23 protein-coding genes are annotated in these 23,705 nt (G+C 70.6%); 14 read left to right on the top strand and 9 right to left on the bottom strand.

Features of this window, described 5'->3' with window-relative positions; genetic code table 11:
* The first annotated feature begins 52 nt into the window (after positions 1-52).
* Positions 53-664 (top strand): TnsA endonuclease N-terminal domain-containing protein, encoded by a 612-nt coding sequence (locus J2Z79_RS09585; protein WP_209466653.1) that lies wholly within the window; start codon positions 53-55, stop codon positions 662-664.
* Between the two features lie 299 nt (positions 665-963).
* On the opposite strand, the gene J2Z79_RS09580 is transcribed toward J2Z79_RS09585, so the two are convergent.
* Positions 964-1,839, bottom strand: coding sequence for a GNAT family N-acetyltransferase (locus J2Z79_RS09580; protein WP_209466652.1), 876 nt, complete (start codon positions 1,837-1,839; stop codon positions 964-966).
* Between the two features lie 62 nt (positions 1,840-1,901).
* Between J2Z79_RS09580 and J2Z79_RS09575 the strand changes: the two genes are divergently transcribed.
* Positions 1,902-2,444, top strand: coding sequence for a putative glycolipid-binding domain-containing protein (locus J2Z79_RS09575; protein WP_209466651.1), 543 nt, complete (start codon positions 1,902-1,904; stop codon positions 2,442-2,444).
* 490 nt (positions 2,445-2,934) lie between these two features.
* Here J2Z79_RS09575 and J2Z79_RS09570 read toward each other — a convergent pair whose 3' ends face one another.
* From J2Z79_RS09570 to J2Z79_RS09560, 3 genes are all read right to left on the bottom strand, one after another.
* Positions 2,935-3,726: an ABC transporter permease gene (locus J2Z79_RS09570; protein ID WP_209466650.1), complete on the bottom strand. Its 792-nt coding sequence runs from the start codon at positions 3,724-3,726 to the stop codon at positions 2,935-2,937.
* A complete protein-coding gene (locus tag J2Z79_RS09565) occupies positions 3,716-4,648 on the bottom strand; it encodes an ABC transporter ATP-binding protein (protein ID WP_342589461.1) in 933 nt (310 codons plus the stop codon). Before J2Z79_RS09565 ends, J2Z79_RS09570 begins: the two co-directional genes overlap by 11 nt.
* Positions 4,649-5,177: 529 nt before the next feature.
* Entirely contained in the window at positions 5,178-5,372 is a 195-nt protein-coding gene (locus tag J2Z79_RS09560; protein ID WP_209466648.1) for a hypothetical protein, read from the bottom strand.
* Positions 5,373-6,685: 1,313 nt separating this feature from the next.
* Here J2Z79_RS09560 and J2Z79_RS09555 point away from each other — a divergent pair.
* The 5 genes from J2Z79_RS09555 to J2Z79_RS09535 are packed head-to-tail and all read left to right on the top strand — an operon-like array spanning position 6,686 to position 12,429.
* Positions 6,686-7,570 (top strand): hypothetical protein, encoded by an 885-nt coding sequence (locus J2Z79_RS09555; protein ID WP_209466647.1) that lies wholly within the window; start codon positions 6,686-6,688, stop codon positions 7,568-7,570.
* A 28-nt stretch (positions 7,571-7,598) separates the two neighbouring features.
* Complete coding sequence (locus J2Z79_RS09550) at positions 7,599-8,675, top strand: ABC transporter substrate-binding protein (protein WP_209466646.1); 1,077 nt, start codon at positions 7,599-7,601, stop codon at positions 8,673-8,675.
* The gene (locus tag J2Z79_RS09545) at positions 8,662-9,675 is read left to right on the top strand and encodes a FecCD family ABC transporter permease (protein ID WP_209466645.1); all 1,014 of its coding nucleotides are present in this window, start codon (positions 8,662-8,664) and stop codon (positions 9,673-9,675) included. The genes J2Z79_RS09550 and J2Z79_RS09545 overlap by 14 nt, the downstream gene beginning before the upstream one ends.
* The gene (locus tag J2Z79_RS09540) at positions 9,672-10,751 is read left to right on the top strand and encodes a FecCD family ABC transporter permease (protein WP_245302537.1); all 1,080 of its coding nucleotides are present in this window, start codon (positions 9,672-9,674) and stop codon (positions 10,749-10,751) included. Before J2Z79_RS09545 ends, J2Z79_RS09540 begins: the two co-directional genes overlap by 4 nt.
* Positions 10,752-10,761: 10 nt before the next feature.
* A complete protein-coding gene (locus J2Z79_RS09535) occupies positions 10,762-12,429 on the top strand; it encodes an ABC transporter ATP-binding protein (protein ID WP_209466644.1) in 1,668 nt (555 codons plus the stop codon).
* On the opposite strand, the gene J2Z79_RS09530 is transcribed toward J2Z79_RS09535, so the two are convergent.
* Positions 12,426-12,842 carry a hypothetical protein gene (locus J2Z79_RS09530; protein ID WP_209466643.1) on the bottom strand — a complete coding sequence of 139 codons (417 nt, stop codon included), beginning with the start codon at positions 12,840-12,842 and terminating at the stop codon, positions 12,426-12,428. The genes J2Z79_RS09535 and J2Z79_RS09530 overlap by 4 nt on opposite strands.
* A gap of 259 nt (positions 12,843-13,101) precedes the next feature.
* Between J2Z79_RS09530 and J2Z79_RS09525 the strand changes: the two genes are divergently transcribed.
* Positions 13,102-13,998, top strand: coding sequence for a Gmad2 immunoglobulin-like domain-containing protein (locus J2Z79_RS09525; protein ID WP_209466642.1), 897 nt, complete (start codon positions 13,102-13,104; stop codon positions 13,996-13,998).
* A 159-nt stretch (positions 13,999-14,157) separates the two neighbouring features.
* Here J2Z79_RS09525 and J2Z79_RS09520 read toward each other — a convergent pair whose 3' ends face one another.
* Together J2Z79_RS09520 and J2Z79_RS09515 are read right to left on the bottom strand one after the other, a co-directional pair.
* Positions 14,158-14,415: an RNA recognition motif domain-containing protein gene (locus J2Z79_RS09520; RefSeq protein ID WP_209466641.1), complete on the bottom strand. Its 258-nt coding sequence runs from the start codon at positions 14,413-14,415 to the stop codon at positions 14,158-14,160.
* Positions 14,416-14,604: 189 nt separating this feature from the next.
* A complete protein-coding gene (locus J2Z79_RS09515) occupies positions 14,605-16,176 on the bottom strand; it encodes a putative glycoside hydrolase (RefSeq protein WP_209466640.1) in 1,572 nt (523 codons plus the stop codon).
* Between the two features lie 256 nt (positions 16,177-16,432).
* On the opposite strand from J2Z79_RS09515, the gene J2Z79_RS09510 reads away from it, so the two are divergent.
* The 6 genes from J2Z79_RS09510 to J2Z79_RS09485 all read left to right on the top strand — a co-directional run bounded on the left by J2Z79_RS09510 (position 16,433) and on the right by J2Z79_RS09485 (position 22,190).
* Complete coding sequence (locus tag J2Z79_RS09510) at positions 16,433-16,990, top strand: RNA polymerase sigma factor (RefSeq protein WP_209466639.1); 558 nt, start codon at positions 16,433-16,435, stop codon at positions 16,988-16,990.
* Positions 16,987-17,823, top strand: a complete 837-nt coding sequence (locus tag J2Z79_RS09505) for a hypothetical protein (protein ID WP_209466638.1) — start codon at positions 16,987-16,989, stop codon at positions 17,821-17,823. The genes J2Z79_RS09510 and J2Z79_RS09505 overlap by 4 nt, the downstream gene beginning before the upstream one ends.
* Positions 17,824-17,904: 81 nt before the next feature.
* Positions 17,905-18,558 carry an ATP-binding cassette domain-containing protein gene (locus J2Z79_RS09500; protein ID WP_209466637.1) on the top strand — a complete coding sequence of 218 codons (654 nt, stop codon included), beginning with the start codon at positions 17,905-17,907 and terminating at the stop codon, positions 18,556-18,558.
* The gene (locus tag J2Z79_RS09495) at positions 18,548-19,420 is read left to right on the top strand and encodes an ABC transporter ATP-binding protein (RefSeq protein ID WP_209466636.1); all 873 of its coding nucleotides are present in this window, start codon (positions 18,548-18,550) and stop codon (positions 19,418-19,420) included. The genes J2Z79_RS09500 and J2Z79_RS09495 overlap by 11 nt, the downstream gene beginning before the upstream one ends.
* Entirely contained in the window at positions 19,417-21,519 is a 2,103-nt protein-coding gene (locus J2Z79_RS09490; protein ID WP_209466635.1) for a hypothetical protein, read from the top strand. Before J2Z79_RS09495 ends, J2Z79_RS09490 begins: the two co-directional genes overlap by 4 nt.
* The gene (locus J2Z79_RS09485; RefSeq protein ID WP_209466634.1) at positions 21,516-22,190 is read left to right on the top strand and encodes a hypothetical protein; all 675 of its coding nucleotides are present in this window, start codon (positions 21,516-21,518) and stop codon (positions 22,188-22,190) included. The genes J2Z79_RS09490 and J2Z79_RS09485 overlap by 4 nt, the downstream gene beginning before the upstream one ends.
* A gap of 97 nt (positions 22,191-22,287) precedes the next feature.
* Here J2Z79_RS09485 and J2Z79_RS09480 read toward each other — a convergent pair whose 3' ends face one another.
* Positions 22,288-22,635, bottom strand: a complete 348-nt coding sequence (locus J2Z79_RS09480; RefSeq protein WP_209466633.1) for a cupin domain-containing protein — start codon at positions 22,633-22,635, stop codon at positions 22,288-22,290.
* Positions 22,636-22,817: 182 nt separating this feature from the next.
* Positions 22,818-23,132 carry a YbjQ family protein gene (locus J2Z79_RS09475; RefSeq protein ID WP_209466632.1) on the bottom strand — a complete coding sequence of 105 codons (315 nt, stop codon included), beginning with the start codon at positions 23,130-23,132 and terminating at the stop codon, positions 22,818-22,820.
* Between the last annotated feature and the right edge of the window lie 573 nt (positions 23,133-23,705).

Here is a 23,705-nt window from a genome sequence, read left to right as displayed (position 1 = left end):
GGAACCGGACCAACGTACACCGAAGCTGGCTATGGCAAGGGGTGAATGACCAGTGCACCTGACAGGCGGCGTCCACAACGTAGGCGGCGGGTCGACGGGCCACGGAAGAGTGTACCCTTTCCAGTTTCGCGCGCAGAAGATTCCCGGCGGCGCAGGTACTTGCCAGTCGCCGCTGGAGGAGCGGATCTTCCGCGCGCTCGTCCGGAACAGGGCCGTCGTCTCCTTCGAGATCCGGCCGCTGCGCATCCCGTATCGTCTCGGGCAACAGGTGTACTACTTCACACCTACCCTCCTGGTGCACTATGACGACGGGCGAAAGGTCCTGGTTGAGGTGAAGGCACGTCAGACGGAATCGGACCCGGCCAGCCAGGCGAAGTTCCATGCCGCCGCAGAGTACGCCGCCGCACACGACATGGCCTTCGAAGTGTGGACCGGACCTGCGCCTGCACCGGCGACCGGCCTGCACGGCGCAGCGGGCCAGTTCAGTAACGAGGCCGTGGCGAGCCTTCAGGACCAGGCCACCAGACAGGACCTCCAGGCGCGTGCGCGCGAGGCGTGGCTCCACCGCCAGGAAAGGGAAAGAAGATCCCTTGCATTTTGGTCGATCCTGGTCTTCCTGGTCGGTCCCATCGTGCTCGGGTTGTGGGTGTACCTCACCAGATAGACTGAGGTGCTGGCGACCGGCTTCACCGCCGTGCTCACCGTGGATGCCGGCGGGTCGGTTGGGGTAACCTGGCCTGTTCCACCGCGTCGCTTGAGCAGGGGCCACGCCTCATTCGGCCCGCCAGTTGAGGTCCTGCGTCACATCCCTGTACACCAGGTACCCTCCTGTCCTGCCCGGACCCGTAGAAAACCCCGAAGCCGTGTGGGTTGCCGGCCCCGGTGGCCCGTCTGGACTGAGGGCTCCTGCACGCCGCCGTGCAGGAGCCCTCCTTGAACCAACGGTCACAGCCCGGCATCAGGTTAGCGCCGGGGAGGACCCGGGCATCTCGCTGCGCTTTGCGGGCACGCGCGCACCATGGTCGTCCGCGGGTACGCCACACGAAACCCCGCCCGCAGCAGGTTCCGCTCCGACGCGCTCCCGGGCTCGGTCTGCGCCTGTGCGAGGGTACAACCCGCACGGGCGGCAGCCGCCAGGCGGGTCCGCAGCAGGGTGGCGTGGACCCCCCGGTGCCGCAACGCCGGCAGGACCGCTGTGGAGCCCAGGTAGGCGTCCGGCCCGATCACCTGGAGGACGCCTCCCCCTGCGGGCCGCCCGTCGACCCGGGCCAGGAAGGCGGTGGTCTCCGGCTGGAAGGCGCTGATGCGGATCAGGTTCACCGCCCCCGGCGGCACCGCGTAGCCGAAGGCGGCGGTCACAAGGTCCACCCAAGCCGTAAGGGCATCGGGCTCCGCCGGCACCGCCTCTACCGCGATGCCGTCAGCGGCCGACCTCCCTGGAGCCCGACCCTGCTCCCCGGGCACGTCAACCGGTTTCCCGCCCCCGGGGAGATGACAGTACAGCATGTGGAGCGAAAGGCTCCGCCGGTATCCCCGCTGCTCCAGCAGGGCGAGGAGGGACGGGTGGGTGAAGGGGGTCACGTCCACCTGGCACGGCGCACCCCGGTCGAAGTAGAAGGACTCCACCCGGTCCAGAACGGCGGCGGTCACCGGACCGTCCAGGCCCATCCCTATGGCCCGGTTGACCGGCGTGCCCTCGTGGGTGTAGACAGCCCAGCCTCCGGCCGCATCCTCCCAGGCCGGGGAAGCGTCGGGATAGATGCGGGCGCAGGTGCGGGCGAAGGAGACCTGCAGGGCGGCCCGGAACCGCTCGAGGCGGCGAGCAAGGTGGAGCTCCATAGCAACCTCCCGGCGAGGTCCTGTTCAGCGTTCGATTCAGATCGGCAACAGGGGGGATCGTGATGAAGCGTTTGCTGCGATGGGCAGCGCTGGTATCACCGGGGACGGAGGAACTCGTCCTCCACACCGAGGACGGGGTCATCAGCGCGGACTCCGTGGTGGAGGGCGGACGCGCCGGCGAGTCGGCGCGCGTCTCCTATCACCTGGAGCTGGACCCCGCCTGGCAGGTCAGGCGGGTGGCCGTCCAGGACCGGGACGGACGGGTCGACCTGCTTCGGGAGCCAGACGGCACCTGGCGGGACGGGGACGGCGTCACCTTGCCCGCGCTGGCAGGCTGCACCGACGTGGACATCTCCGTCACGCCCTTCACCAACACGCTGCCCATCCGCCGGCTGCAGCTGGCCGCGGGCGAGTCCGCTGAGATCCGCGTGGTCTATATCCAGTCGCCCGGGCTGAACGTCCGGCCCGTGCGGCAGCGGTACACGAACCTGGGCGACGGTCGCTACCGCTACGAGGCGCTGGAGACCGGCTTCGCCGCCGTGCTCACCGTGGATGCCGACGGTCTGGTCATTGAGTACCCGGGCCTCTTCCGCAGGACTCCGTGAGCGCGCACCGCCGGGTTACCTCCGCGCCGCTGGCTCACCCCGCCATCAGCCCGCAGGTCCGAGCGCTCGGGCGCCGGAAGCCTCCACACCCTCGGTCAGCCGCCGGACCAGGCGCTCTCGAGCCGGAAGCCCTCACACCCTCACTCAGCCTGCCGGTCCAGATGCTCGGGCGCCGGAAGCCCCCACACCCTCGGTCAGCTCGCCGGACCAGGCGCTCTCGAGCCGAAAGCCCTCACACCCTCACTCAGCCTGCCGGTCCAGATGCTCGGGCGCCGGAAGCCTCCACACCCTCGGTCAGCCCGCCAGACCAGGCGCTCTCGAGCCGGAAGCCCTCACACCCTCACTCAGCCTGCCGGTCCAGATGCTCGGGCGCCGGAAGCCTCCACACCCTCGGTCAGCTCGCCAGACCAGGCGCTCTCGAGCCGGAAGCCCTCACACCCTCACTCAGCCTGCCGGTCCAGATGCTCGGGCGCCGAAAGCCCCCACACCCTCAGTCAGCCCGCCAGTCCAGCTTCTTGACCACCAGGATGCCGGCGGCCAGCAGCCAGAGACAGAGCAGTGCGAAGAAGGTCCAGAACCGCGGGCCGTAGTCGCCATGCAGCGAGTCGGTGATCGCCATGGCTGCCTGCCCGGGCGGGAGCAGGTAGGACGTCACCCGCAACAGCGCGGGCATCCGGTCCACCGGCACCAGCACCGGCGACAGGAAGGTCACCACGATGACGACCAGGTTGCTGTACAGGTTCACCTCGGCCTGGGTCCGGCACAGGCCGCCGATGCCCGCGCCCACCAGCGTCAGGCTGGCCGCGGCGAGGAGCGTCAGCGGCACCGCCGCCAGGGTATTCTGCAGCGGAATCCCCAGCATCCAGCTGCCCACGAGCAGGCTGCTCACCATGCCCGGCAGCGCCGACATCTGACCCAGGCAGAAGAGCGTGGCCAGAAAGGCGGTGCGCTTCACCGGCAGCGTGCCGTAGAAGTCCATCTCATGCCGGATGCGGAGCCAGGCCACCCTGGCGATCGCGAAGGAGCTGGCGCCGAAGCAGACCGACACCACCACGTTGCCGGCGAGGAACCAGCTGGCGTCCGCGCCCGGCCTGGCCGCGTTGCTGCCGAACACGTACAGGAAGCCCACGGGCATCAGGATGCTGAACAGGATGAAGAACGGCAGGCTCGCCCGGTAGTCGGAGAACTGGAGGCGGAACAGGAGCCGGAACTGCTGCGCCCAGGACAGCGCGTACCGCGGCTTGGCCCGGGTTTCCTCCCTCGTGACGGCGTCAGCTGCCAATAGACTCACCCCCGCTCAGCTCCAGGTAGACGTCCTCGAGGTTGGGCGTGACGATCCGGAAGTCGTCCAGCAACTCCAGCCGGGGCAGGACGTCGGATATGGCCTCCGCCGCCTGCGGCCGCGGGACGATGACGGCGTAGCGCCGGGCCCCCATCGGGATGGCCGACCGCTCCAGCAGCCACCCGGCCGCCTGCTCGTCGCCGCCCGGCCGGAAGAGGAGCTCCAGCCGGACGTTCCCGGCCACCCGTCCCTTGAGTTCGCCGGGGGTGCCCAGGGCGAGGATCTGCCCCCGCCGCACGATGGCCACCCGGTCCAGGACGGTCTCCGCCTCGACCACGTTGTGGGTGACCAGGATCACGGTCCGTCCCCCGCGCGCCCCCTCCTGGATGCGCTGCCAGACGACCCGCCGCACCTCCGGGTCCAGGTCATTGGTGGGCTCGTCGAAGACCAGCACCGGCCGGTCCCCCATCAGGGCCAGGGCGATGGAGATCAGCCGCCTCTGCCCGCCGGACAGGCGGTGAAACGGCACCTTCAGCTTACCACCGAGATTGAAGGCCTCGATCAGCTCGTCCGCCTGCTTCCGGGCGGCAGCAACAGTCATGCCCCGCAGCTGCCCCGTCAACACGAGCAGCTCGCGGGGCATCTCCTGGCTGGGAAGGGCCAGCCCCTGCGGCTGGAGGGCGACCCAGTGGTGAATCAGCGACGGATCGGCCACGACGTCGTGGCCGAACAGGCGGATGGTGCCCGAGGTGGGCCGGGTCAGGCCGGTCAGCTGACGGACGAGGGTCGTCTTGCCAGCGCCGTTGGGGCCAAGGAGGCCGAAGATCTCGCCTTGGTAAATGTCTAACGAAAGCCCGTCGTTGGCAGGTGGCAGGTCAGGGGCGTATCGTTTCACCAGGTTCCTGACCTCGTAGGCCGGCACGGCCAAAGCCCTTCACTCCTCCCAATGTTGACTTCCGTATCTATTTTGCCCTATTCAACAGAACACCTGCTGTGCGTAAACTCCCCCTTGCGGGATCAGCGCGCCAAGTGGCACGTCACGCCATCCACTTGCGGGTCGGCACGCGGTGCGTGACGCCCTCTGCTTCCTGCAGGTAGGTAGGTGGTACGTGACGTGTTCCGCTTCCTGGAGGTCGGTAAACGGTGCTGAACTCCCTCCGCTTACTGGGGGTCGGCAAACGGTGCTGAACTCCCTCCGCTTACTGGGGGTCGGCAAACGGTGCGGGATCCCCTCCGCTTCCTGGGGGCGGCAAACGGTGCGGGCTCCCTCCGCTTCCTGGGGGTCGGCAAACGGCACGGGACCCCCTCCGCTTCCTGCGGGCGGCATACGGCACGGGATCCCCTCCGTTCCTGCTGGGCGGCACGCGGCGTCCTGCCCCGACCGGGCGGCGGGGCGCTCTTTCGTTTATGCGGCTTCCGCACGGGCCGAGGAGCCGCCGCGTCCGTGGACGTCACCCCCGCCAGCCCAACACTCGCGCGGGCAACGTCACCACGGCCCAGATCAGCTTCAGAACGCCGTCCACGGCGATGCCCACGATGCGGAACGGCAACAGCAGCAGCCAGACCAGCGGGTAGAGCACGAGCGCCAGGAGGGCCAGGGGCGGGGCAATCACCAGCAGCAGAATCCACAGGAGAAAGGTCAGCATCTCCATCCCTCCACATGAGGTAGGACGACGGCCGGGGTCCGGAGCCCTTCGGCCGGCAACTGCCCCCGGGGGGCCGCCGCCAGACATTCGTTCTGTTCTGCTTGACTGTTGATCGCCTGCTGACGGTCCCCCGTACGAGTGGGACGGCGGCCGCATGGTCGGTGGTCGGCCGCTGCCCCGGGGGGGCGCCGCCAGACATTCGTTCTGTTCTACTTGACTGTTGATCGCCTGCTGACGGTCACCCGTACGAGTGGGATGGCAACCGCACGGACGGAGGTCGGCCGCTGCCCGGGGGGCGGCCGCCAGACATTCGTTCTGTTCTACTTGACTGTTGATCGCCTGCTGACGGTCACCCGTACGAGTGGGACGGCGCCCGCACGGTCGGTGGTCGGCCGCTGCCCCGGGGGGGCGCCGCCAGACATTCGTTCTGTTCTAGTTCACTGTTGATCGCTTGCTGACGGTCACCCGTACGAGTGGGACGGCGGCCGCACGGACGGAGGTCGGCCGCTGCCCGGGGGGCCGCCGCCAGACATCCGTTCTGTTCTGCTTGACTGTTGATCGCACGGTGAGCGTCACCCTTACGAGTGGGACGGCGGCCGCACGGTCGGAGGTCGGGCACTGCCCCCCTCCCCCCCCCGAGATCCGCCCCAGTCCTCCATTCTGTTCTACTTCACTGTTGATCGCCCACTGAGCAGCACAGGCAGAACCTTGGCCCGACCGGTCCCCTCCACCGGTCAACCCGGGAACGGCACGCAGTGGTCAACCCTACAGAGGCGCACTGTAGTTAGCCCGAGCAGGCCCTGTGCACGCCGACACCCGCACGACCTCCCAGCCCGAGATCGCCGGGGCAATCAACCCTTACGCCCCTCCACTTCCACGGTCAACACTGAGCCAGAACAGATCCGATGTCCGACCCGAACCCCGTCAACAGCGAACACGAACAGAACCTACGCTCCCCGAGGGGCCCCATCAACAGTCAGCACGAACAGAACCTATGCCCCCCGAGGGGCCCCATCAACAGTCAGCACGAACAGAACCTATGCCCGCCCGCAGGCCCGCCCCCACGGAGCCCTGGCCCCGTGGCTCCCGCCCACCGCACACCTCAGAGACACAGCCCGTCTGGCCACCCGGCGCCAGGCGGGCGACTTTTGTCCCCCCGGGTCGGATCGGGCGATGGCCCGATCCCGAACAGGCACAGGTAGCTGAGATAGCCTATTGACGCGCAGCCACTGCAGCCGCTAGACTGCCAATGGTACTGATAATCATTATCACATATACCGGCCAGGAGCCGGCGAACCTGGGGGGATCCGTGCATGCAGGATGAACCCGGTCCCGCCCACTGCAGCATCTGGACGGACTCGCCCCTGATCCCGTCCATCCAGCAGGTCGCCGCCCTCAACAAGTGGGCGGAGGTCAGCTGGGGTGACCCCGGTCAGAGCGACGGCTGGTACCGCTACGAGGCCCTGGACGAGCCGTCGTTCAGAGACCGGCTGCTGGAGCAGATCTCCGGCGACTTCGGGGGCCCGCCGCCGTTCATCGGCACCCGCCTGTTCCGGATCGTCCACTTCCTTCCCCTGGTGCTCGCAGGCTACATCTACGCCGCCGACGGGCGCGTGGTCCGGCTGCGCGGCAACATCGCCCTGCGCAATGGCGACCGTACCGGCCGCCGCCCCGCCATGCGACTCCTTGAGCCACGGGCGCTGGTCGCCCCCGAGGATCCTGCCGCAGGCACCCCCGGCCTGGAGACGATACCAGCCCGCTCCACCCTGGCCGACGCCCTCTTCGCTGAGGTATCCGGCCTGGCCGAGCCGCTGATGGAAGCCCTGGTGTCCAGGGGCCTCATCACCCGTGCCGCCGGCTGGGGCATCCTGCTGGACTTCCTCGCCACAGGGTTCCTCGCCGCCGGACGCACCGGGCTGGGACTCGACGCCGCATGGGCACTGTGGGCGCAGGCGGTCGAAGGCCGCTCCTTCCCGGTCCGCCGCATGCCCCGGAGGCTCCAGTACACCGTGGACGGCAAGACCGAGGAGATCGTCGTGCAGGCGCACTGCTGCCTCAGGTACACACTGCCCCGCTTTCAGGACCAGGAAGACCGGTACTGCACCAACTGCTACCTCGAATCCGACGAGAAGCGGGTGGCCCGGCTGATCCAGTCCCGCCAGAACGCCGGGTCACACCACCACCATCACCACCACTGACGCATCTCACCCCAAGGAGGCTTCCCCGATGCGCGTCCGCACCCTGTTGGCCGCCCTGCTGGCCGTTGTGGTCCTGACTGGCTGTACCGCCGCTCCCGGCAACACCTCCGGCCCCGCCCCTGGCAACAGCTCTCCCGCAGGCAACAGCTCTGCCGGTTCGGGCTCGTCCGACCCGGCAGCCGGCGACAACCCTGTGGGCAACGCCGAAAGCGAGCCCTGGACCTTCACCGACGACCGGGGCGTCACGGTGACCCTCCCCAAGCGGCCGGCCCGCGTCGTCGCGCAGTCCACGGCGGCCGCCTCCCTGTGGGCCCTGGGCTTCGAGGTGGTCGGCGTCTTCGGCCCCCAGCGCCTGCCCGACGGCAGCAACGACCCCACGATCGGGGACGTCGACCTGAGCCGGGTGACCTCGGTGGGCGAGGAGTGGGGCGAGCTGGATCTGGAGAAGCTCGCGGCGCTGAAGCCTGACCTCATCGTGAGCATCATGTACGTGCCGCCCGAACTCTGGTACATCCTGCCCGACGTGCAGCCGCAGGTGGAGGTCATCGCCCCGACTGTGGGTATCACCGTCGGCCAGCGGCCCATCAAGGAGGCCGTGCAGCGGTTCGAGGACCTGGCCGCCGCCCTGGGCGCCGACCTGAACGCCCCCGAGGTGGCCGACGCCCGCAGGCACTTCGACGAGGCCAGCGCGGCGCTGCAGGCCGCCCTCGCCGAGAAGCCCGACCTCACGGTCATGTTCGGCGCCGGGTCGCTGGAGACGCTCTGGGTGAGCAACCCGCCCTACTACGCCGACCTCGCATACCTGCAGGAGCTGGGCATGAACATCGTCGTCCCCGATAATCCCGAGATGTACTGGGAGGCCCTGAGCTGGGAGCAGGCCCTCCGGTATCAGGCCGACGTCCTCTTCTACGACAGCCGGACCGGCGTGGTCCAGCCGCCCGAGCTGGCCGCCCAGGTGCCCACCTGGAACCATATCCCGGCGGTGAAGGCCGGGCAGGTCTACCCCTGGGTCGCCGTTCCCCCGTACAGCTGGGACGGGCTGGCGACGATCCTGGAGGACATCACGGCGGCCGTGAAGGCGGCCGATCCCGATGTGGTCCGGTAGCCCGGCAAGGGTCAGCCGGCCGGCAGCCCTCCTGCTGCTGGCCGGCGCCCTCGTCGTCGTGGCGCTGCTGAGCCTGCGGGTAGGGTCGATCCCGGTCACCACCGCCGACGCCCTGGCGGCGCTCACCGACTACGACCCCGACTCCTACACCCAGACGGTGGTCCGCACGATGCGCCTGCCCCGCACGGTCATCGGGCTGGGCGTGGGGGCCGCCCTGGCCGTCGCCGGCTCGGCGATGCAGGCCGCCACCCGGAACCCCCTGGCCGAGCCATCGCTGCTGGGGGTGAACGCCGGCGCCTCCTTCGCGATCGTCGCGGCCGTCTACCTCGGCCACATGACCCATCCGCTGCAGTACATCTGGTTCGCTTTCGCCGGCGCCCTCGGCGCATCAGTGCTCGTCTATGGCATCGCATCGGCCGGGGGCGGCGCCTCGCCGGTGAAGCTGGCGCTGGCGGGCGTCATCATCAGCGCGCTGCTGGGGTCGTGGACGACCGCCCTGCTGCTCCTGAACAAGGAGACGCTGGAGGTGGTCCGCTTCTGGCTGGCCGGGTCGCTGGCTGGCCGCAGCCTGAACCTGCTCCCGCCCGTCGTCCCGTTCCTGGCGGCGGGCCTCCTGGGCGCCCTCCTCCTGGGGCGGCAGCTCAACACGCTCAGCCTGGGCGAGGACGCCGCCCGCTCCCTCGGCATGCACACGGGCCGCATGCGGGCTGCCGTGGCGGGCCTCGTGGTGCTGCTGGCGGGATCGGCCGTGGCTCTGGCGGGCCCCGTCGGCTTCGTGGGGCTGGCGGTACCCCACATCGTCCGGGCCTGGGTCGGATCCGACTACCGCTGGATCCTGCCCTTCAGCCTGCTCCTGGGCCCGGCGCTGCTCCTGGGCGCCGACATCCTGGGCCGGGTCCTGGCCCGCCCGTCGGAGCTGCAGGTGGGCGTTGTGACCGCCCTGGTGGGCGCCCCCTTCCTCATCTCCATGGCCCGGCGCCGGAGGGTGGCTGAGCGATGAGTGTACGCCCGACAGCAACCGGCGCCCGTCCGGACGAACCGCAAGCCATGAGCCGCCGCCTGCGTCTGGTGCAAGTCGGCCCTGTCGCCTTTCGCATCGACCTGCGCATGGCCGCCCGGGTGGCCTTCGCAACGGCCGCGCTCCTCGCCCTGGGCGCCTGGGGCCTTACCCTGGGCAGCTTCCGCCTCCCGCTGGCCGACGTGGTGCGGGCGCTCCTGGGCTCCGCCCCGGCGGACGCCGCCTTCATCGTGATGGGCCTCCGGCTCCCGCGGGTGCTGGCCGCCATGCTGGTGGGGCCCGCCCTGGCCATGTCCGGTGCGATCTTCCAGGGGCTCCTCCGCAACCCGCTGGTCTCGCCGGACGTGATCGGTATCAACGCGGGCGCCTCGGTGGCCGCCGTCTGGTGGATCATCTCCCACCGGCCGCCGGTCCTGCTGCCTGTCGTCGCCTTCGCCGGCGCCCTGGGCGCGGCTGCCGCCGTCTACCTGCTCACGTGGCGCGGCCACATCTCGGGGGCGCGCCTGATCCTGGTGGGCATCGGCGCCCACGCCCTGCTGACCGCCGGCACCACGGCGCTCATCGTGAGGGCCAACGTCTACGAGGCGGCCACCGCCTACCGCTGGATGACCGGCAGCCTCGCCGGCAGCGACTGGGGGGACGTAGCCACCCTGGCGGCAGCGCTGGCCCTCCTGGTGCCGGCGGGACTGGTCCTGATGTGGCCCCTGCGGGCGCTGCAGTACGGCGACCAGACCGCCCGCAGCCTGGGGCTGCCCCTGGAGCGGACCCGCCTCGCCCTGATGGCGGTGGGCTGCGCCCTGAGCGCGGTGGCGGTCTCGGTCGCGGGGCCGGTGGGCTTCGTCGCCTTCATGGTGCCCCACCTGGCCCGGATGCTGGCCGGACCCGTCGGCGGCGGCCTCTTCCTGTTCACCGGCGCACTGGGCGGCCTGCTGCTGCTGGGGGCGGACCTGCTGGGGCAGCACGCGCTGCCCGTGAGCCTGCCGGTGGGCGTGATCACCGCCGCCCTGGGCGCCCCCTACTTCCTGTTCCTCCTGTACCGCACCAACGCACAGATGTAGGTGAGCAGGCATGAGCCGACTCGTGGCCGAACAGGTGACCCTCGCGTACGGACCCGACCCCGTGATTGCGAACCTGAGCCTGCGCATCCCGGACGGCGCCGTGACCTCCATCATCGGGCCCAACGGCTGCGGCAAGTCCACGCTGCTGCGTGCCCTGGCGCGCCTCCTGCGCCCCCGGGGCGGCACGGTCCTGCTGGACGGGCAGGCCATCCACCGCCTGCCCACGAAGCAGGTGGCCAGGCAGTTGGGGCTCCTGAGCCAGGAGTCGGCCCTGCCCGAGGCGGTGACCGTGGAGGAGCTGGTCCAGCGGGGCCGCTACCCGCACCAGGCACTGCTGCAGCCCGCCACCGAGGCCGACCGGGCCGCCGTGGACCGCGCCCTGGCCCTGGTCTCCCTGACGGACCTGCGCCACCGGCCCGTCGACCAGCTCTCTGGCGGGCAGCGGCAGCGAGCCTGGATCGCCATGGCCCTGGCCCAGGAGACCCCGATCCTGCTGCTGGATGAGCCCACCACCTACCTGGACATCGCCCAGCAGCAGGAGGTCTTCGCCCTGGTGGACCGGCTGAGCCGGTCCGAGGGGCGGACCGTGGTGATGGTGCTGCACGACGTGAACGAGGCCGCCCGGGTGAGCGACCACCTGGTGGCCCTGCGGGACGGCCGGATCGTCGCCGAGGGCCCGCCCGCCGCGGTGCTGCAGCCCACCCTGCTGGAGCAGCTCTTCGGCGTCTGCTGCAGCGTGGTCTGCCATCCGCACACCGGCGCCCGCCTCTGCGTTCCGCACGGCCGGTGCTTCTTCCCGGAGGCCGGGGCGTGCGCCCTGCGGGAGCGGGCCATGCCGGCACCCGGGGGTGGGCGGGTGAGCGCTGACTCCCGGGGCGGTGCGTCACTCCGGGCGGAGCGCCTTCAGGCAGGCTACGAGGGCCACCTGGTGGTGGCCGACCTCACCGTGACGTTCCCTGCGGGCCGGGTGAGCGCCATCATCGGACCCAACGGCTGCGGCAAGTCCACGCTCCTGCGAACCCTGGCCCGCCTCCTCCCCCTCGCCGGCGGAACGGCCATGCTGGACGAGACGCCCATCACCGCCGGGAGCCAGCGGGCCTTCGCCCGGCGCCTGGCCATCCTCACCCAGGGGGCGGTGGCGCCGCCGCAGGTGTCGGTGGAGGAGCTGGTGGCGATGGGCCGCTACCCCCACCAGACCTGGTACCGGCAGTGGAGCCGCGCGGACGAGGAAGCCGTGGAGCGGGCCATGGCGGCCGCCGGGGTCACGGCGCTGCGGCACCGTCCCGTGGCGAGCCTCTCCGGCGGGCAGCGGCAGCGCGCCTGGCTGGCGATGGCCCTGGCGCAGCAGACCCCTGTGCTCCTGCTCGATGAACCGACGACCTTCCTGGACGTCGCCCACCAGGTGGAGGTGCTCGACCTGGTGCGCGAGCTGAACCGGACGGAGGGAAAGACGGTGGTCATGGTGCTGCACGACCTCGCCCAGGCCAGCCGCTACGCCGACTACCTGGTGGCCATGAAGGACGGCCGGGCCGTGGCTGCGGGTTCCCCCTCCGAGGTGCTCTCGGACGCCCTGGTGCGCGAGGTCTTCGGCGTGGAGAGCACGGTGATCGCCGACCCGCTGACGCAGCGGCCCCTGATCGTGCCGACGGGGGCGGCGCTGGCCGGTGCGCTGGCCTAGTCGGCCTCTGACCGATCCTCCCGGGCCGTCTCGGCCTCCTTCAGGGGGTCGCCGTAGCGGGGACGCTGCTCCTGGCGGAGCCGCTCCCAGTCGGCCTTGCGATACGCCCGCAGCGTGAAGGACGTCTGCTCGTCGAACCCCGCCGGACTGCGGGAGAAGATGAGCGGCCTCACCTCCACACGCCAGCCCTCGAGCGGCCCGGGATCGCCCAGGGCCGCTCGCTGTTCCTCCGTCTCGGCGTAGAACACCGCCACCCCGCCCGGCTGGCCGATGAAGTGGTCGTGGAACACTGCCAGGCCCCGGCTTTCATCGGCCACGTAGGCGTTGAGCAGCCGGTTCGCCTCCGCCGGCGCGCAGCCGTCCGGCGCCAGCGCATAGACGAGGAAGCAACGCGGATTCTGTATGCCGTGCACGCAGACTCCCCCTCTCGGCCCTCCAGGCCGTAATGCGGTACTCTTTTAATAAAAATACGCAGGAAGTTTCGTTCCTCCTGCGGCACGTGTACGTTATCATGCGAGAGTGACACCCGCCCGTGACCGGGAGGCATGCCGGGAGCCTCAGAGCAGACCGGCAGCGGTCCAGCGGTACGGCACCCCCGCCGTCCGCCGCTGAAACGTGCAGCGCGCAGCCCTCGTCTGTCAGGTACGACAGCATGATTCAGAGGTGACGGCGATGAGCACTTCCCGGCGAGCCCTGGCGACGGCCCTGATGGCCCTTGTGCTGACCCTCTCCGCCTGCACGGCGGCGGACCCCGCTTCGCGTCAGGAGGGAGACGCGTCCACCGCGTCGCCGGCCTCCGGCGGCGTGAACCGGCAGGTCCCCCAGGGCGGCGGCGCGCAGGATCCCGACACCCCGGTCCAGTCCCCTGCCACCGGAACCGCACCGGGCGACGTGCAGGTGCCGCCGGTCCCTGAGCCGGTGCTGAACGAGCCCCCGACGTCTGGCGGCGGACAGGGCGGGGGCGTGGACGCCAACCCGGCTGAACCGGCTCCCCCCGTTACAGGTGTCACGCTGCGCTGGGAGGCCGGGCTGGATGCCTTCCTTGTGGTCTCTGGTCTCGCCTCGGTGCCGGACGTGCACGTGGAACTGCGCGCTGGCGACGAGGTCCTCGCCGAGGTGGAGGCCGAGGTGAGGGACCGCCGTTTCACCGCAAGCCTGCCGGCGCCGCCCGCGGGCACTGCCGCGGACGTGGTCATCGCCACCGCCGGACCGCAGCGGCAACCGGTGGCACAGCTGTCGGTGCCCGAGCCCTGGGTCGGCCCGGTCTGGTCGGCGAACTTCAGCGAGGTCCTGACCCGGCAACTCGACGAGCGCAACGTGCTGGTCTCGGGCAAGGCCCGGGTCTGGGAGGGCGTGTTTGACATCCAGGTGCGGGTCGACGGCCAGGTGAAGGCCAGCCAGCCGGTCACGGTGGCCGAGGGCGCCCCGGCGTACAGCCCCTTTGAGGTGCGGATCGCACTGGACGAGCCCCTGCCGGCCGAAGGGGTGGAGGTCTACTTCGTCACCCAGTCGCAGCGGGACGGATCCATGCAGGTGGAGCTCGTAACCGGTCTGCTCCACGGCAAGTAAGGCGACGTGTCGGGCAGAGGGGCTCAGGTTACGGGTCCCCCGGAACAGACCCAATGCCGGCCCGCACGCCCCCACCAGACCCCGCGCTGCCCGTACGCACCCCCGGTAGCAAACTCAACCGCCCGGCGCACGGAAGCGCCGGGCGGTCGCTGTTAAGGTCTACCGACGGCCGGGACGAGGCTGAGCCTCGTTCACCGTGAGCGTGCGGCCGGCCCACTCAGCCCCGTTCAGGGCGTCGATGACGGCCTGAGCCTGCTCCTCGGGGACCTCCACGAAACCGAAGCCGCGGCTGCGGCCGGTCTCCCGGTCGGTCGCCACCCGGGCGGCCCGAACCTCCGCGTACTGGGACACGGCGTTCGTCAGGTCCTCCGGGGTGACCGCCCAGGGGAGGTTCCCAAAGTAAAGAGTCTTGATCATTCCTTCTCCCTCCCTCACTTCAGGGTGTTGGTGCCTGCTGTGGAGAGGGAACACGATCCCCGGAACATGCCTCGGACGCGCGCCTCACCAACCGGACCAACCACTTATAGGGTACTCTGTTTGGCGACAGAACACAACTATCCTGACGCACTTTCACCCGGAGTCTCAACACCAACTCCTGGGCCGCGGTCACCGCGACGTCATCAGCACCCGGTGTGCGGCGCCGTCCCAGTCCACCCGGGCACCGAGCCCCTCGACCACGAACCGCAGCGGCACCAGGGTCCGACCCTGCCAGAGCACCGCCGGCTGCGTGAGGTCCACCGGCCGACCGTCCACCAGCGCCCCCGCCGATCCCACCGTCACGGCGATCGTCCGCTTGCCGAGCGTGATGCGGGCGGTGCGCGACGCCGCCTCCCACTCCACGGTCCCGCCCAGCGCAGTGGCCAGCGCCCGCACCGGAACGAGCACCTGCCCGGTGCTGCGGGCGATGAACGGCTCCACGTCGTCGAAGGTCAGCTGACGGCCATCCAGGTGCACCGTCACACCGGCGCCCACCTCGGCGGCCGGCAGGCAGCACGGCGAGGCGGTGTCGCCTGCAACCAGCGCAGCCTCGGTGTAGACGTTGGCGGCGTTCCAGAGCAGCCAGCTGGAGTACCCCGCGTCATACGTCGCCTGAATCTGCGCCCGCACCTCCGCAGGGCCGTACGTGTGGCCCAGGGAGAAGTCCTGCAGCCAGGGGCGGACGGCCGTCCGCTCGCTCAGGCCTGCTGCGGCGATGCGCTCCCGGGCGTCTTCCAGCGAGCGGAAGACGGTCTCGTACGGCATGGCATTGGGATTGGGCAGGCCGAGGTTGCCCCGCTCATAGTGGCTCGGGTAGAGCATGGGCGACAGGTAGTCCACGGCGCCGGCGCTCTCCTCCAGCCGCTGGCCGATGCCCATGTCGTCCCGGGCGCTGGTGACGAGGCCGAAGACGTCGGCACTCACCAGGACCCCCAGCGGCGCCAGCTCCGCCCGGGCGTGGGCCAGGAAGTCGGCCACCACCTGCTCATAGGGACGGCCGTCCGCACCGGGGTAGCGCGTCGCGGAGAGGTCGCCGTCGGTGGGGAAGCGCACGTAGTCGAACTGGATCTCGTCGAATCCGGCCTCGGCTGCGGCGCGGGCGACCCGGATCACGTAGTCCCACGCCTCCCGGCTGTAAGGGTTGAGCCAGGCGACGCCGTTCCAGTCGCGCCAGATGCCGCCCGAGGCGTGGTGCACGGCCCAGTCCGGATGTGCGGGCGCGACGATGGGGTCCTTGAACACCACGATGCGGGCGATCGCGTAGATGCCCCGCGCGTGGAGGCCGTCGGTGAACGCCCGCGGATCGGGCAGGAAGGGCACAACCGCGCCCGCCGCCACCGCTGTGGCCTCATCGGTTGCGATGGTGACGCGGCCGGAATCGTCCTTGACGTCCACCACCAGCGCGTTCAGCTCCGTTCGGTCGATGAGGCCCAGGATCCCCTCCAGGAAGGCCGGGTTGGCGGCGTTCCACGCGGTGAGGTAGACGCCCTTCACCTCGGCCGCCGACGGAATCACCGGGGCTTTCGGGGCGCCGTCCGGCGGTGTCGGTGCCGGCGGGGCGGTCGGCGCTGTGGTACTCGGCGATGCGGCCGGTTGCGACGGTGCCGGCGACGCGCTGACCACGCCAGGATCCAGCTTGAAGGCGAGCAGGGAGCAGAGAACGGCTCCCGCCAGGCTGCGAGCAAAGCGGTGTCTCTTCACGCTTCTGATGCCACCCTTTGCGGATAGTCTGCGGCGACACCCCGGACATTCACCCGGGGTGTGACCTTCCAACCTTCAACAACTTCGCTGTCAAACCCTGCCCCGCGTTCCAGTCTGGTCCGGTGCTGTCGACGTCCGACCGAACTTGGTAATATATCAACAATTAGGTCAGTGAGGATGATCTGCGCAGGCCCGTGAACAGTCCTCAGGGCTGCGTCGTACTACTGATGACTTCCGGGTGGGGAGGTGTTTCGGCGTGATCCGCGACGAGGAGCTGTGCCGGCAGGTCCAGGAGGGGAACGAGGCCGCCCTGGAGGCGCTGGTACACCGCTACCACCGGCCGGTCTTCGCCTATCTCTTCCGCCTCACCGCGCACCGTCAGACGGCCGAGGACCTCACGCAGGAGACCTTCACCCGCCTGCTCACGCATATTCACACCTACCGCTTCCCCCGCCCCTTCCGGCCCTGGCTCTACACCATCGCCCACAACCTCTACCGCGACCACGTCAAGGCCGCCGACCGGCGGTCCCTCCCCACCGACGAGCCCGAGCGGGTCCGCCCATCGCCGGTGGTGGACATCTCGGAGCAGATCGCCGAGCAGGCTGCGCTCAGCCAGGCCCTGCGCTCGCTGGACGAGGGCGAGCGGGCCGTGCTCCTGCTCCGGTTCTTCCACGGCCTCACTTCGGCGGAGGCCGCCGAGGTGGTGGGGGTGCCCGCGGGGACCGTCCGGTCCCGCCTCTCCCGGGCCGTCCGCAAGCTCCGGGATCTGCTGGACCCATCCCACGCGCAGGCAGGAAGGAGTGAGGTGCGGTGAAGCGCCGCTGGGACGAGTTGATCGTTGAAGTCGCCGCTCCCGGGCCAGCCGGCTCGGCCGAAGCAGCGCTCAGCCCCGAAGAGGCCGCAGCGGTCTTCGCACGCCTGGACGCCCACCTGGTGCCATTGCCCACCGCCACCGACACGGCCGCACTCATCGACCGGCTGCGCCCCCTCCTCCCCCAGCCCGCTCCCCGGCGCTTCCGGGAGGTCGGGCTCAGCCGGGAGCCGGTCGCCCTCCTCCTCTGGGCGCAGCTGCACCACTTCCGCCCCTCGTGGTGGCTCGCCTCGCTAGGGTTCGTCCTCGTGGGCCTGGTGGCCGGGCCCTCGCTGACCACGGCCGGCCTCTCGCCGGCGGTACTCGCACCGCCCCTCGTGATCGGCGGCGTGCTCTACGCGTTCCGCAGCCTCCGGGGAGCCGCCCTGGAGCTGGAGCTCTCCTGCCCGGTCACGCCGGCACAGGTGGCGCTGGGGCGCATGCTGGTCCCGCTGGTCTACGACCTGCTGCTCGGGGCGATTCCCGTCCTGGCTCCCGGTCCACTCCACGCGTGGTTCCGCCTGTACCTCAGCTGGACCGCCGCCCTCATCCTGTTCGCCGGGCTGATGCTCACCCTCACGCTCTTCGTCGGCACCACGGTGGCCGCCGGCCTGGCCACCGGGCTGTGGGGACTGCTGGGCGCGCTGCACCTCATCCGGCTCAGCCCCTTCGGGCTGCCTGACGGACCGGGCTGGATCCTGGCCCAGCTGGCCCTCCTCGCCTCGGGGATCCTGCTCCTTTCGGCGGGACTGCGCCCTGAGCGGATCGGCCGTTGGGCGGCAGGGAGGCAACCGTGATCGGTTCTGCCGCTCTCTGGACGGCACGGACGCAACCATGATCGGATCTAACGCTCGTGAGGCGGCGGGGAGGGAACCATGATGCGGCTCATCCTCGAAGATGTCACGGTTGGCTACAGTGGGCAGCCGGTGCTGGCCGGCGTGAACCTCTCGGTCGGCCCGGGGCTCTGGCTGCTCACGGGGCCCAACGGCAGCGGCAAGTCGACGCTCCTCCGGTGCGCCGCGGGCATCCTGCGTCCCCGCTCGGGCCGGATCCGCCTGCGCCTCCCGGGCGGCCGGGACGAGGCGGACGCCTGGGCGGACCCCACCGCCTACCGCTGGCACCTGGGGTACGCCCCGCAGGCGCTGCTGGACCTTCCCGAGACCACCGGCCGCCGCTACCTCACCTACCTGGCTGCGCTGAAGGGAGTCCGGCCGGAATGTCGGGAGGCGCGCGCGGCCGCGGTCATGGCCCGGGTCCACCTGCCCGACGGCGCGATCCCCGCCTACTCGACGGGCCAGCGCCGCCGCCTGGCGCTGGCCGCGGCGCTGCTGAACGACCCAGACCTGCTCCTGCTGGACGAGCCCACCGAGGGGCTGGACCCGGAGGAGCTGGTCCGCTTGCGCCTGCTCCTGGCGGAGCTCTCCGCAGACCGGGTGGTCCTGGTGGCGACGGACCTGCCCGAGGCGCTGGCCGGCGGCGCCGACGGTCGCTTCACGATCACGGCGGAGGGAGTGAACCGGGTTGGAGATTAGGCTCGAGGGGGTCACCAAGACCTACCGGGGCGGCGTTCGGGCCCTGGATAACCTGACCCTCACCATCCCGCGCGGGATGTTCGGCCTGCTGGGGCCCAACGGCGCCGGCAAAACCACGCTGATGCGCATCCTCGTCACCCTGCTGGAGCCGACCTCCGGCCGCATTACCATCGCCGGCATCGACCGGCTGCAGGAGCCGCACCGCGTCCGGCAGATCATCGGGTACCTGCCGCAGGAGTTCGGCTTCTACCGCCGGCTGACGGCGCGGGAGTACCTGGACTTCGCCGCCGGGATGAAGGGGATCCGCCCCGCCGAGCGCCGGCGCCAGGTGGATGAGCTGCTGTCCAGGGTGAACTTGGAACGTGACGCCGACCGCCCCGTCGGCGGCTTCTCCGGCGGCATGAAGCGCCGCCTGGGCATCGCGCAGGCCCTCCTGGGCGACCCCCGGGTTCTGGTCGTGGACGAGCCTACTGCCGGTCTGGACCCCGAGGAGCGGATCCGCTTCCGGAACCTGCTCACCGAGCTGGCCGGCGACCGGATCATCCTGCTCTCCACCCACATCGTGGCGGACGTGGAGTCTGCCTGCTCCGCCCTGGCCGTCATCGACCGGGGCAGGCTGCGCTTCGCCGGCTCCCCGGGCGACCTGGTAGGGCGGGCCCGGGGCCTGGTCTGGCAGCTGACGGTATCGGCGAGGGAATTCGAGCGCCTGCGCGGCGTCCTTCGGGTCGTGGGCGTGCGCCGGACAGGCGACGCCGTGGAGCTGCGGGTACTGAGCCCGGAGAACCCGCTGGGGCAGGGCACGCCCCTTGCCCCGACGCTGGAGGACGGCTACCTGGCCCTGATGGAGGGGATCCCGGCATGATGCGGGCGGTTCTGCTCTCCCAGTGGCGCCTCGCCCTCCGGGAGGCGGGTCCCTGGATCACCCTCGCCGCCGCGGTGGCCATGGCCGTGGCCATGAGCCGGGGAGGGGCGACGGGCCGCATCTTCTACCAGTTCAACGAGATGGGCGCCCCCATCGTGTACCTGATGATGATGCTCTTCACCGCCGCGTCAGCCCGGCGGGAGCGCAGCGAGCACGTGGAGGAGCTGATCGGGGCCCTCCCCTACGAGGTGGCCCCCTGGATCGTGGGCCGCTTCCTGACCCACTACCTGATCTGGCTCGTGGTCTCCCTGGCCGCCTGGGCTGCGGCGGGTGCGGCGGTGCTCCTGGGCGGACAGCCGCTGAACCTGCCCGCCCTGGCCCTCAACTGGGCCGTGGTGGTTCCGGTGACGCTGGCCTACGTGACGGCGCTCCCCCTGCTGATCGGCGCCCTGGCCCGCTCGGCGGTGTCCACCTACTTCCTCACCCTGCTGGCGTTCTTCGCGGGGCCGCTCTCAGCCCTCCTGCTCTCCCGCTCCACCGCGTGGGTTCCCGCTCCGCTGGGCGAGTTCTTCGCCAGCGGACGGGTCACCCCGCAGGGCGCCACCGGGTTCTTCTACAACCTCGACCTGGTCTTCTTCAATCGTCTCTTCACCGCAGGGATCGCCCTGGGTGCGCTGGCGCTCCTGCTGTGGCTTGCCGCCCACCACCGCCGGCGCCCGGCCGTCCGGTACGCTGCCGCGCTCTTGTTGGCGATCGCGCTGGCCATCGCCTCGGCCCGGGAGTACGTGCTCGACTGGCGGGCCCGCTACGCCGGGGTGGAGCACGAACTGGCGCAGCTCGTCCAGGAAGATCTGGAACGGAAGGCGGCCCGGCGCCCTGTGGAGGAGATGCCCACGTTCCCGGTGGTGACCGACGATTACTACCTGACGGTCTCTTTCGACCCCTGGCCGCGCCGGGTGCGGGTGCAGGGCAGCTTCGCGGTCACCAACGTCAGCGGTGAGCCCCTGACTGCCATTCCCCTGACCCTGCGGCGGGACTTCGCCATCGCCGGCGTGACCGTCGAGGGTAAGCCAGTCTCCCCTCAGCGAAAGGGCGATCACCTGACCCTCCCCGTGCCGATCGCCCCCGGCGAGACCAAGCGGATCTCCGCCGCCTGGGAAGGCACGGTCTGGCAGTGGCGGCTGCGGGACGGCCCCAAGGCAGCGGCCCACATCGCAGAGGAGTCGATCCTGCTCCCGGCCCACTACGGTTGGTATCCGCTACCCGGCACCCAGAAGCTCACGCGCCTCCTGGGCGAGTGCGCCGAGCTCCTTCCCGATTACTGCCCGCAGCGGCCCGACGACCTGCCCGTGGGCCACCCCGCAGCCCGCTTCACGGTCGAAGTGCGCGGATCCGACCTGCACATCCGGCACAACGGCGACGGCAACACGGCGGTAACCACCGGCCTCTACCTGGTGGGCACCCCCTGGGCTGAGCAGGAGCTGCACGGGCTGCTGGTCAGCGCTTCGCCCGATAACCGGGTCCAGGCCGAGCGGGCGGCGGCAGAGATCGCATCCGTGATCGCCGCCTACGAGGCGATGGTCCCCCGCACCGCCCAGGGGCCGGTGCGGCTGATCGAGGTGCACGACGCCCTCTACCACGGCAACCCCTGGGACCCCACGGCGGGAAGCGGCGCCACGCCCGGCGCTCTGCTCCTGCACGGGCTGGAGCTCGCCCGCTTCCGGCCGGCGTACTTCACCGATCCCGGCTCCCGCGTTGTCCTGGGGTTCTGGTGGCCGAATGGTGGCTTCACTGCGGAGCAGGGGCGGCTCTACCGGGGCTTCGGCGCCTACATGGAGTACGTGCGGACGGGCACAAGGCCTGGGTACGGCGAGGAGGCCTTCCACCGCCTGGTGCAGGTCGAGGAGGTGGCGGGCCGCGGCGCCGCCCTGCAGGTGCTCCGGGAGATGCACGCCCTGCTGCCGGCCGGCCCGACTCCGGAGGATTTCGAGGACGCCGTCAACCGGGCACTCGCGGGTGCGCTTCCCAACGAGAAGACGTCGGACGGCGCACCCAAGGGGGCACCAGGCGGCGCACCAGAGGAGGCACCAGCGACATGAAGCTCCTGCTGTACGCCTGGAAAGCGCAGGCCAACTGGGGCTGGCTGCCACTGGCGGCGGGGCTGGGACTCGTACTGCTCTATCTCCTCGACGACGGCTTCCGCCCCCTGGGGGCCGCGCGCAGCCAGGACGACCTGACCTTCCTGCTGGAGGTCTGCCTGCCCCTCGCCCTGGCCCTGCTGCTGGCCCGGGTCCCCGTGCTGGACCACGAGGTCGGCGCCAGCGAGGTGCACCTGACCTGGCGCTTCCCCGCACCGCTCTACCTTCTGCGGCTGGCCGCCGCTCCCCTGACCGCCTGGATCGCTGCCAGTGCGCTGCTGCTCCTCGTGGCCCACGAGTTGTACACCCCGGTGGACCTGCGCACGGCGGTCGCCATCACGGCCTATCCCGCCGCCGCCCTGGGCGGAGCCGCACTGGCCGGCAGCGCCGTAGCCCGCCACCAGGTGGGCGGCGTGGCGGCCAGCACCCTCTGGTGGTACGTCGACCTCACGAGACCCGGGACCTTCCACCGTTGGGGCCACCTGTTCCCCCACTACCGCCCGCTGCCAGACAGCGACCCGCATGCGCTGCACCTCCAGGCCCTGACCGCGGGGCTCCTGGGCCTTGCCCTGGCGCTCCGGCTGGCCGGACGCCGCGAGCGCTGGGTTACGGGCACGTCACCGGCCGAATGAGACGCGCAGACCCGGCCCTGTCGTGGGCCGGGTCTGCTTGTGCGATCTGGCTGGTGTCGCCGGTGCGATCTTGCGGGAATGGCCGCTCCGTCTGCGCCTACCCGATGGGCTGTGCGTAACGGGGGTCCGACGGATTCGGGCTCAGGCTGGCCAGCAGCACCAGGGCCTCGTTACCGGTGTTGCGGACGGCGAACTCCTCCTCCCCTTCCACCAGGAGCACGTCGCCGGTCGAGACCGGCGTCTCGCGCCCGTCAACCACGACCACCCCGGACCCGCCGGTGACATGCACCACCAGCGTGGACCCGGGATGCTTGTGCTTCGGCAGCTCCTGGCCCGGCGCAAAGGTGAGGACGAACACCAGCACCTGCGGATTGCTGAGACCGATCCGCTTGGTGAACCTCGTCTCGGAGACCACAGACAGCGCTGAGACGTTGACCTTCTCCATAGCTCGATTCCTCCCGCCATAGCATCCCCGCAGGGCACAGACTCGACGCACGCACAGGCCCGAGAAGCGCCCCCCGGATCCGAGGAGGACCCGCGTCCTGCGCGGCACCCCTGCTCTGCAGAGGTACGCCGGAGTCACGATCCCCCTGGCTCGTCGGGCGACCCGGCGCTACCGGTCCTAGGTCAACGCAGCCGCACTGCCGTGCCGCTGGCGGTGACCATCAGCATCGACTGCCCCAGGACCTCGTAGTCGATGTCGACTCCCACAACGGCGTCCGCACCGAGGCGCCGCGCCTCGTTCATCATCTCGTGCAGACAGGCGTCACGCCCCTCACGGAGCTTGGACTCGTAGGCACCCGCCCGCCCTCCGATGAAGTCTGCGATCGAGGCCGCGATGTCCCGGACGAAGTTGGCCCCCATGATCGTCTCTCCGCTCACGATGCCGAGGTACTCGGTGATCTCCCGCCCCTGAACGGTCGGTGTGGTCGTAACCAGCATTCGGCGTTCCTCCTTGTTTGGCCTGTCGAATCTCATGAACGCCCGACTTGGGGAAAAGGTTCACGACAGGGGGATCTGGGGGGACGTGCCCGGTGCATTGGGTCTGTTCGTGCTGACTGTTGATGCACCGGGTTGGCACCCTGATCTTGAGCAGCGAGGCGAACAGTTGATCCGGGCGCTGCCCGACTGCCCAGGACCCGCCCACAGTTGACTCGGGCTCCCTGGGCAGGGCGCGCCAAAGAACTGCCGCAGCCTCGCTCGCCGGTACGCGCGGGAGGACGCCCCGCCTCACTCTCCAGGGGCGCGCCAGAGGCCCCAGCCCTACTTACCTGGGGGCGCTGGAGGATGCTCAGGCCTCCGTCGACAGGGGCAAGCCCGAAGCCCCCGCCTCACTCTCCAGGGACACGCCAGAGGCCCCAGCCTCACTGACCCTGGCGCGCTGGAGGATGTTCCCGCTTCCGTCGCCAGGGGCAGGCCAGAAGCCCCCGCCTCACTCTCCAGGGACACGCCAGAGGCCCCAGCCTCACTGACCCTGGCGCGCTGGAGGATGTTCCCGCTTCCGTCGCCAGGGGC

The organism is Symbiobacterium terraclitae (assembly GCF_017874315.1).
GTDB lineage: Bacteria > Bacillota > Sulfobacillia > Symbiobacteriales > Symbiobacteriaceae > Symbiobacterium > Symbiobacterium terraclitae.
This window is presented reverse-complemented; position numbering and strand designations above follow the sequence as displayed.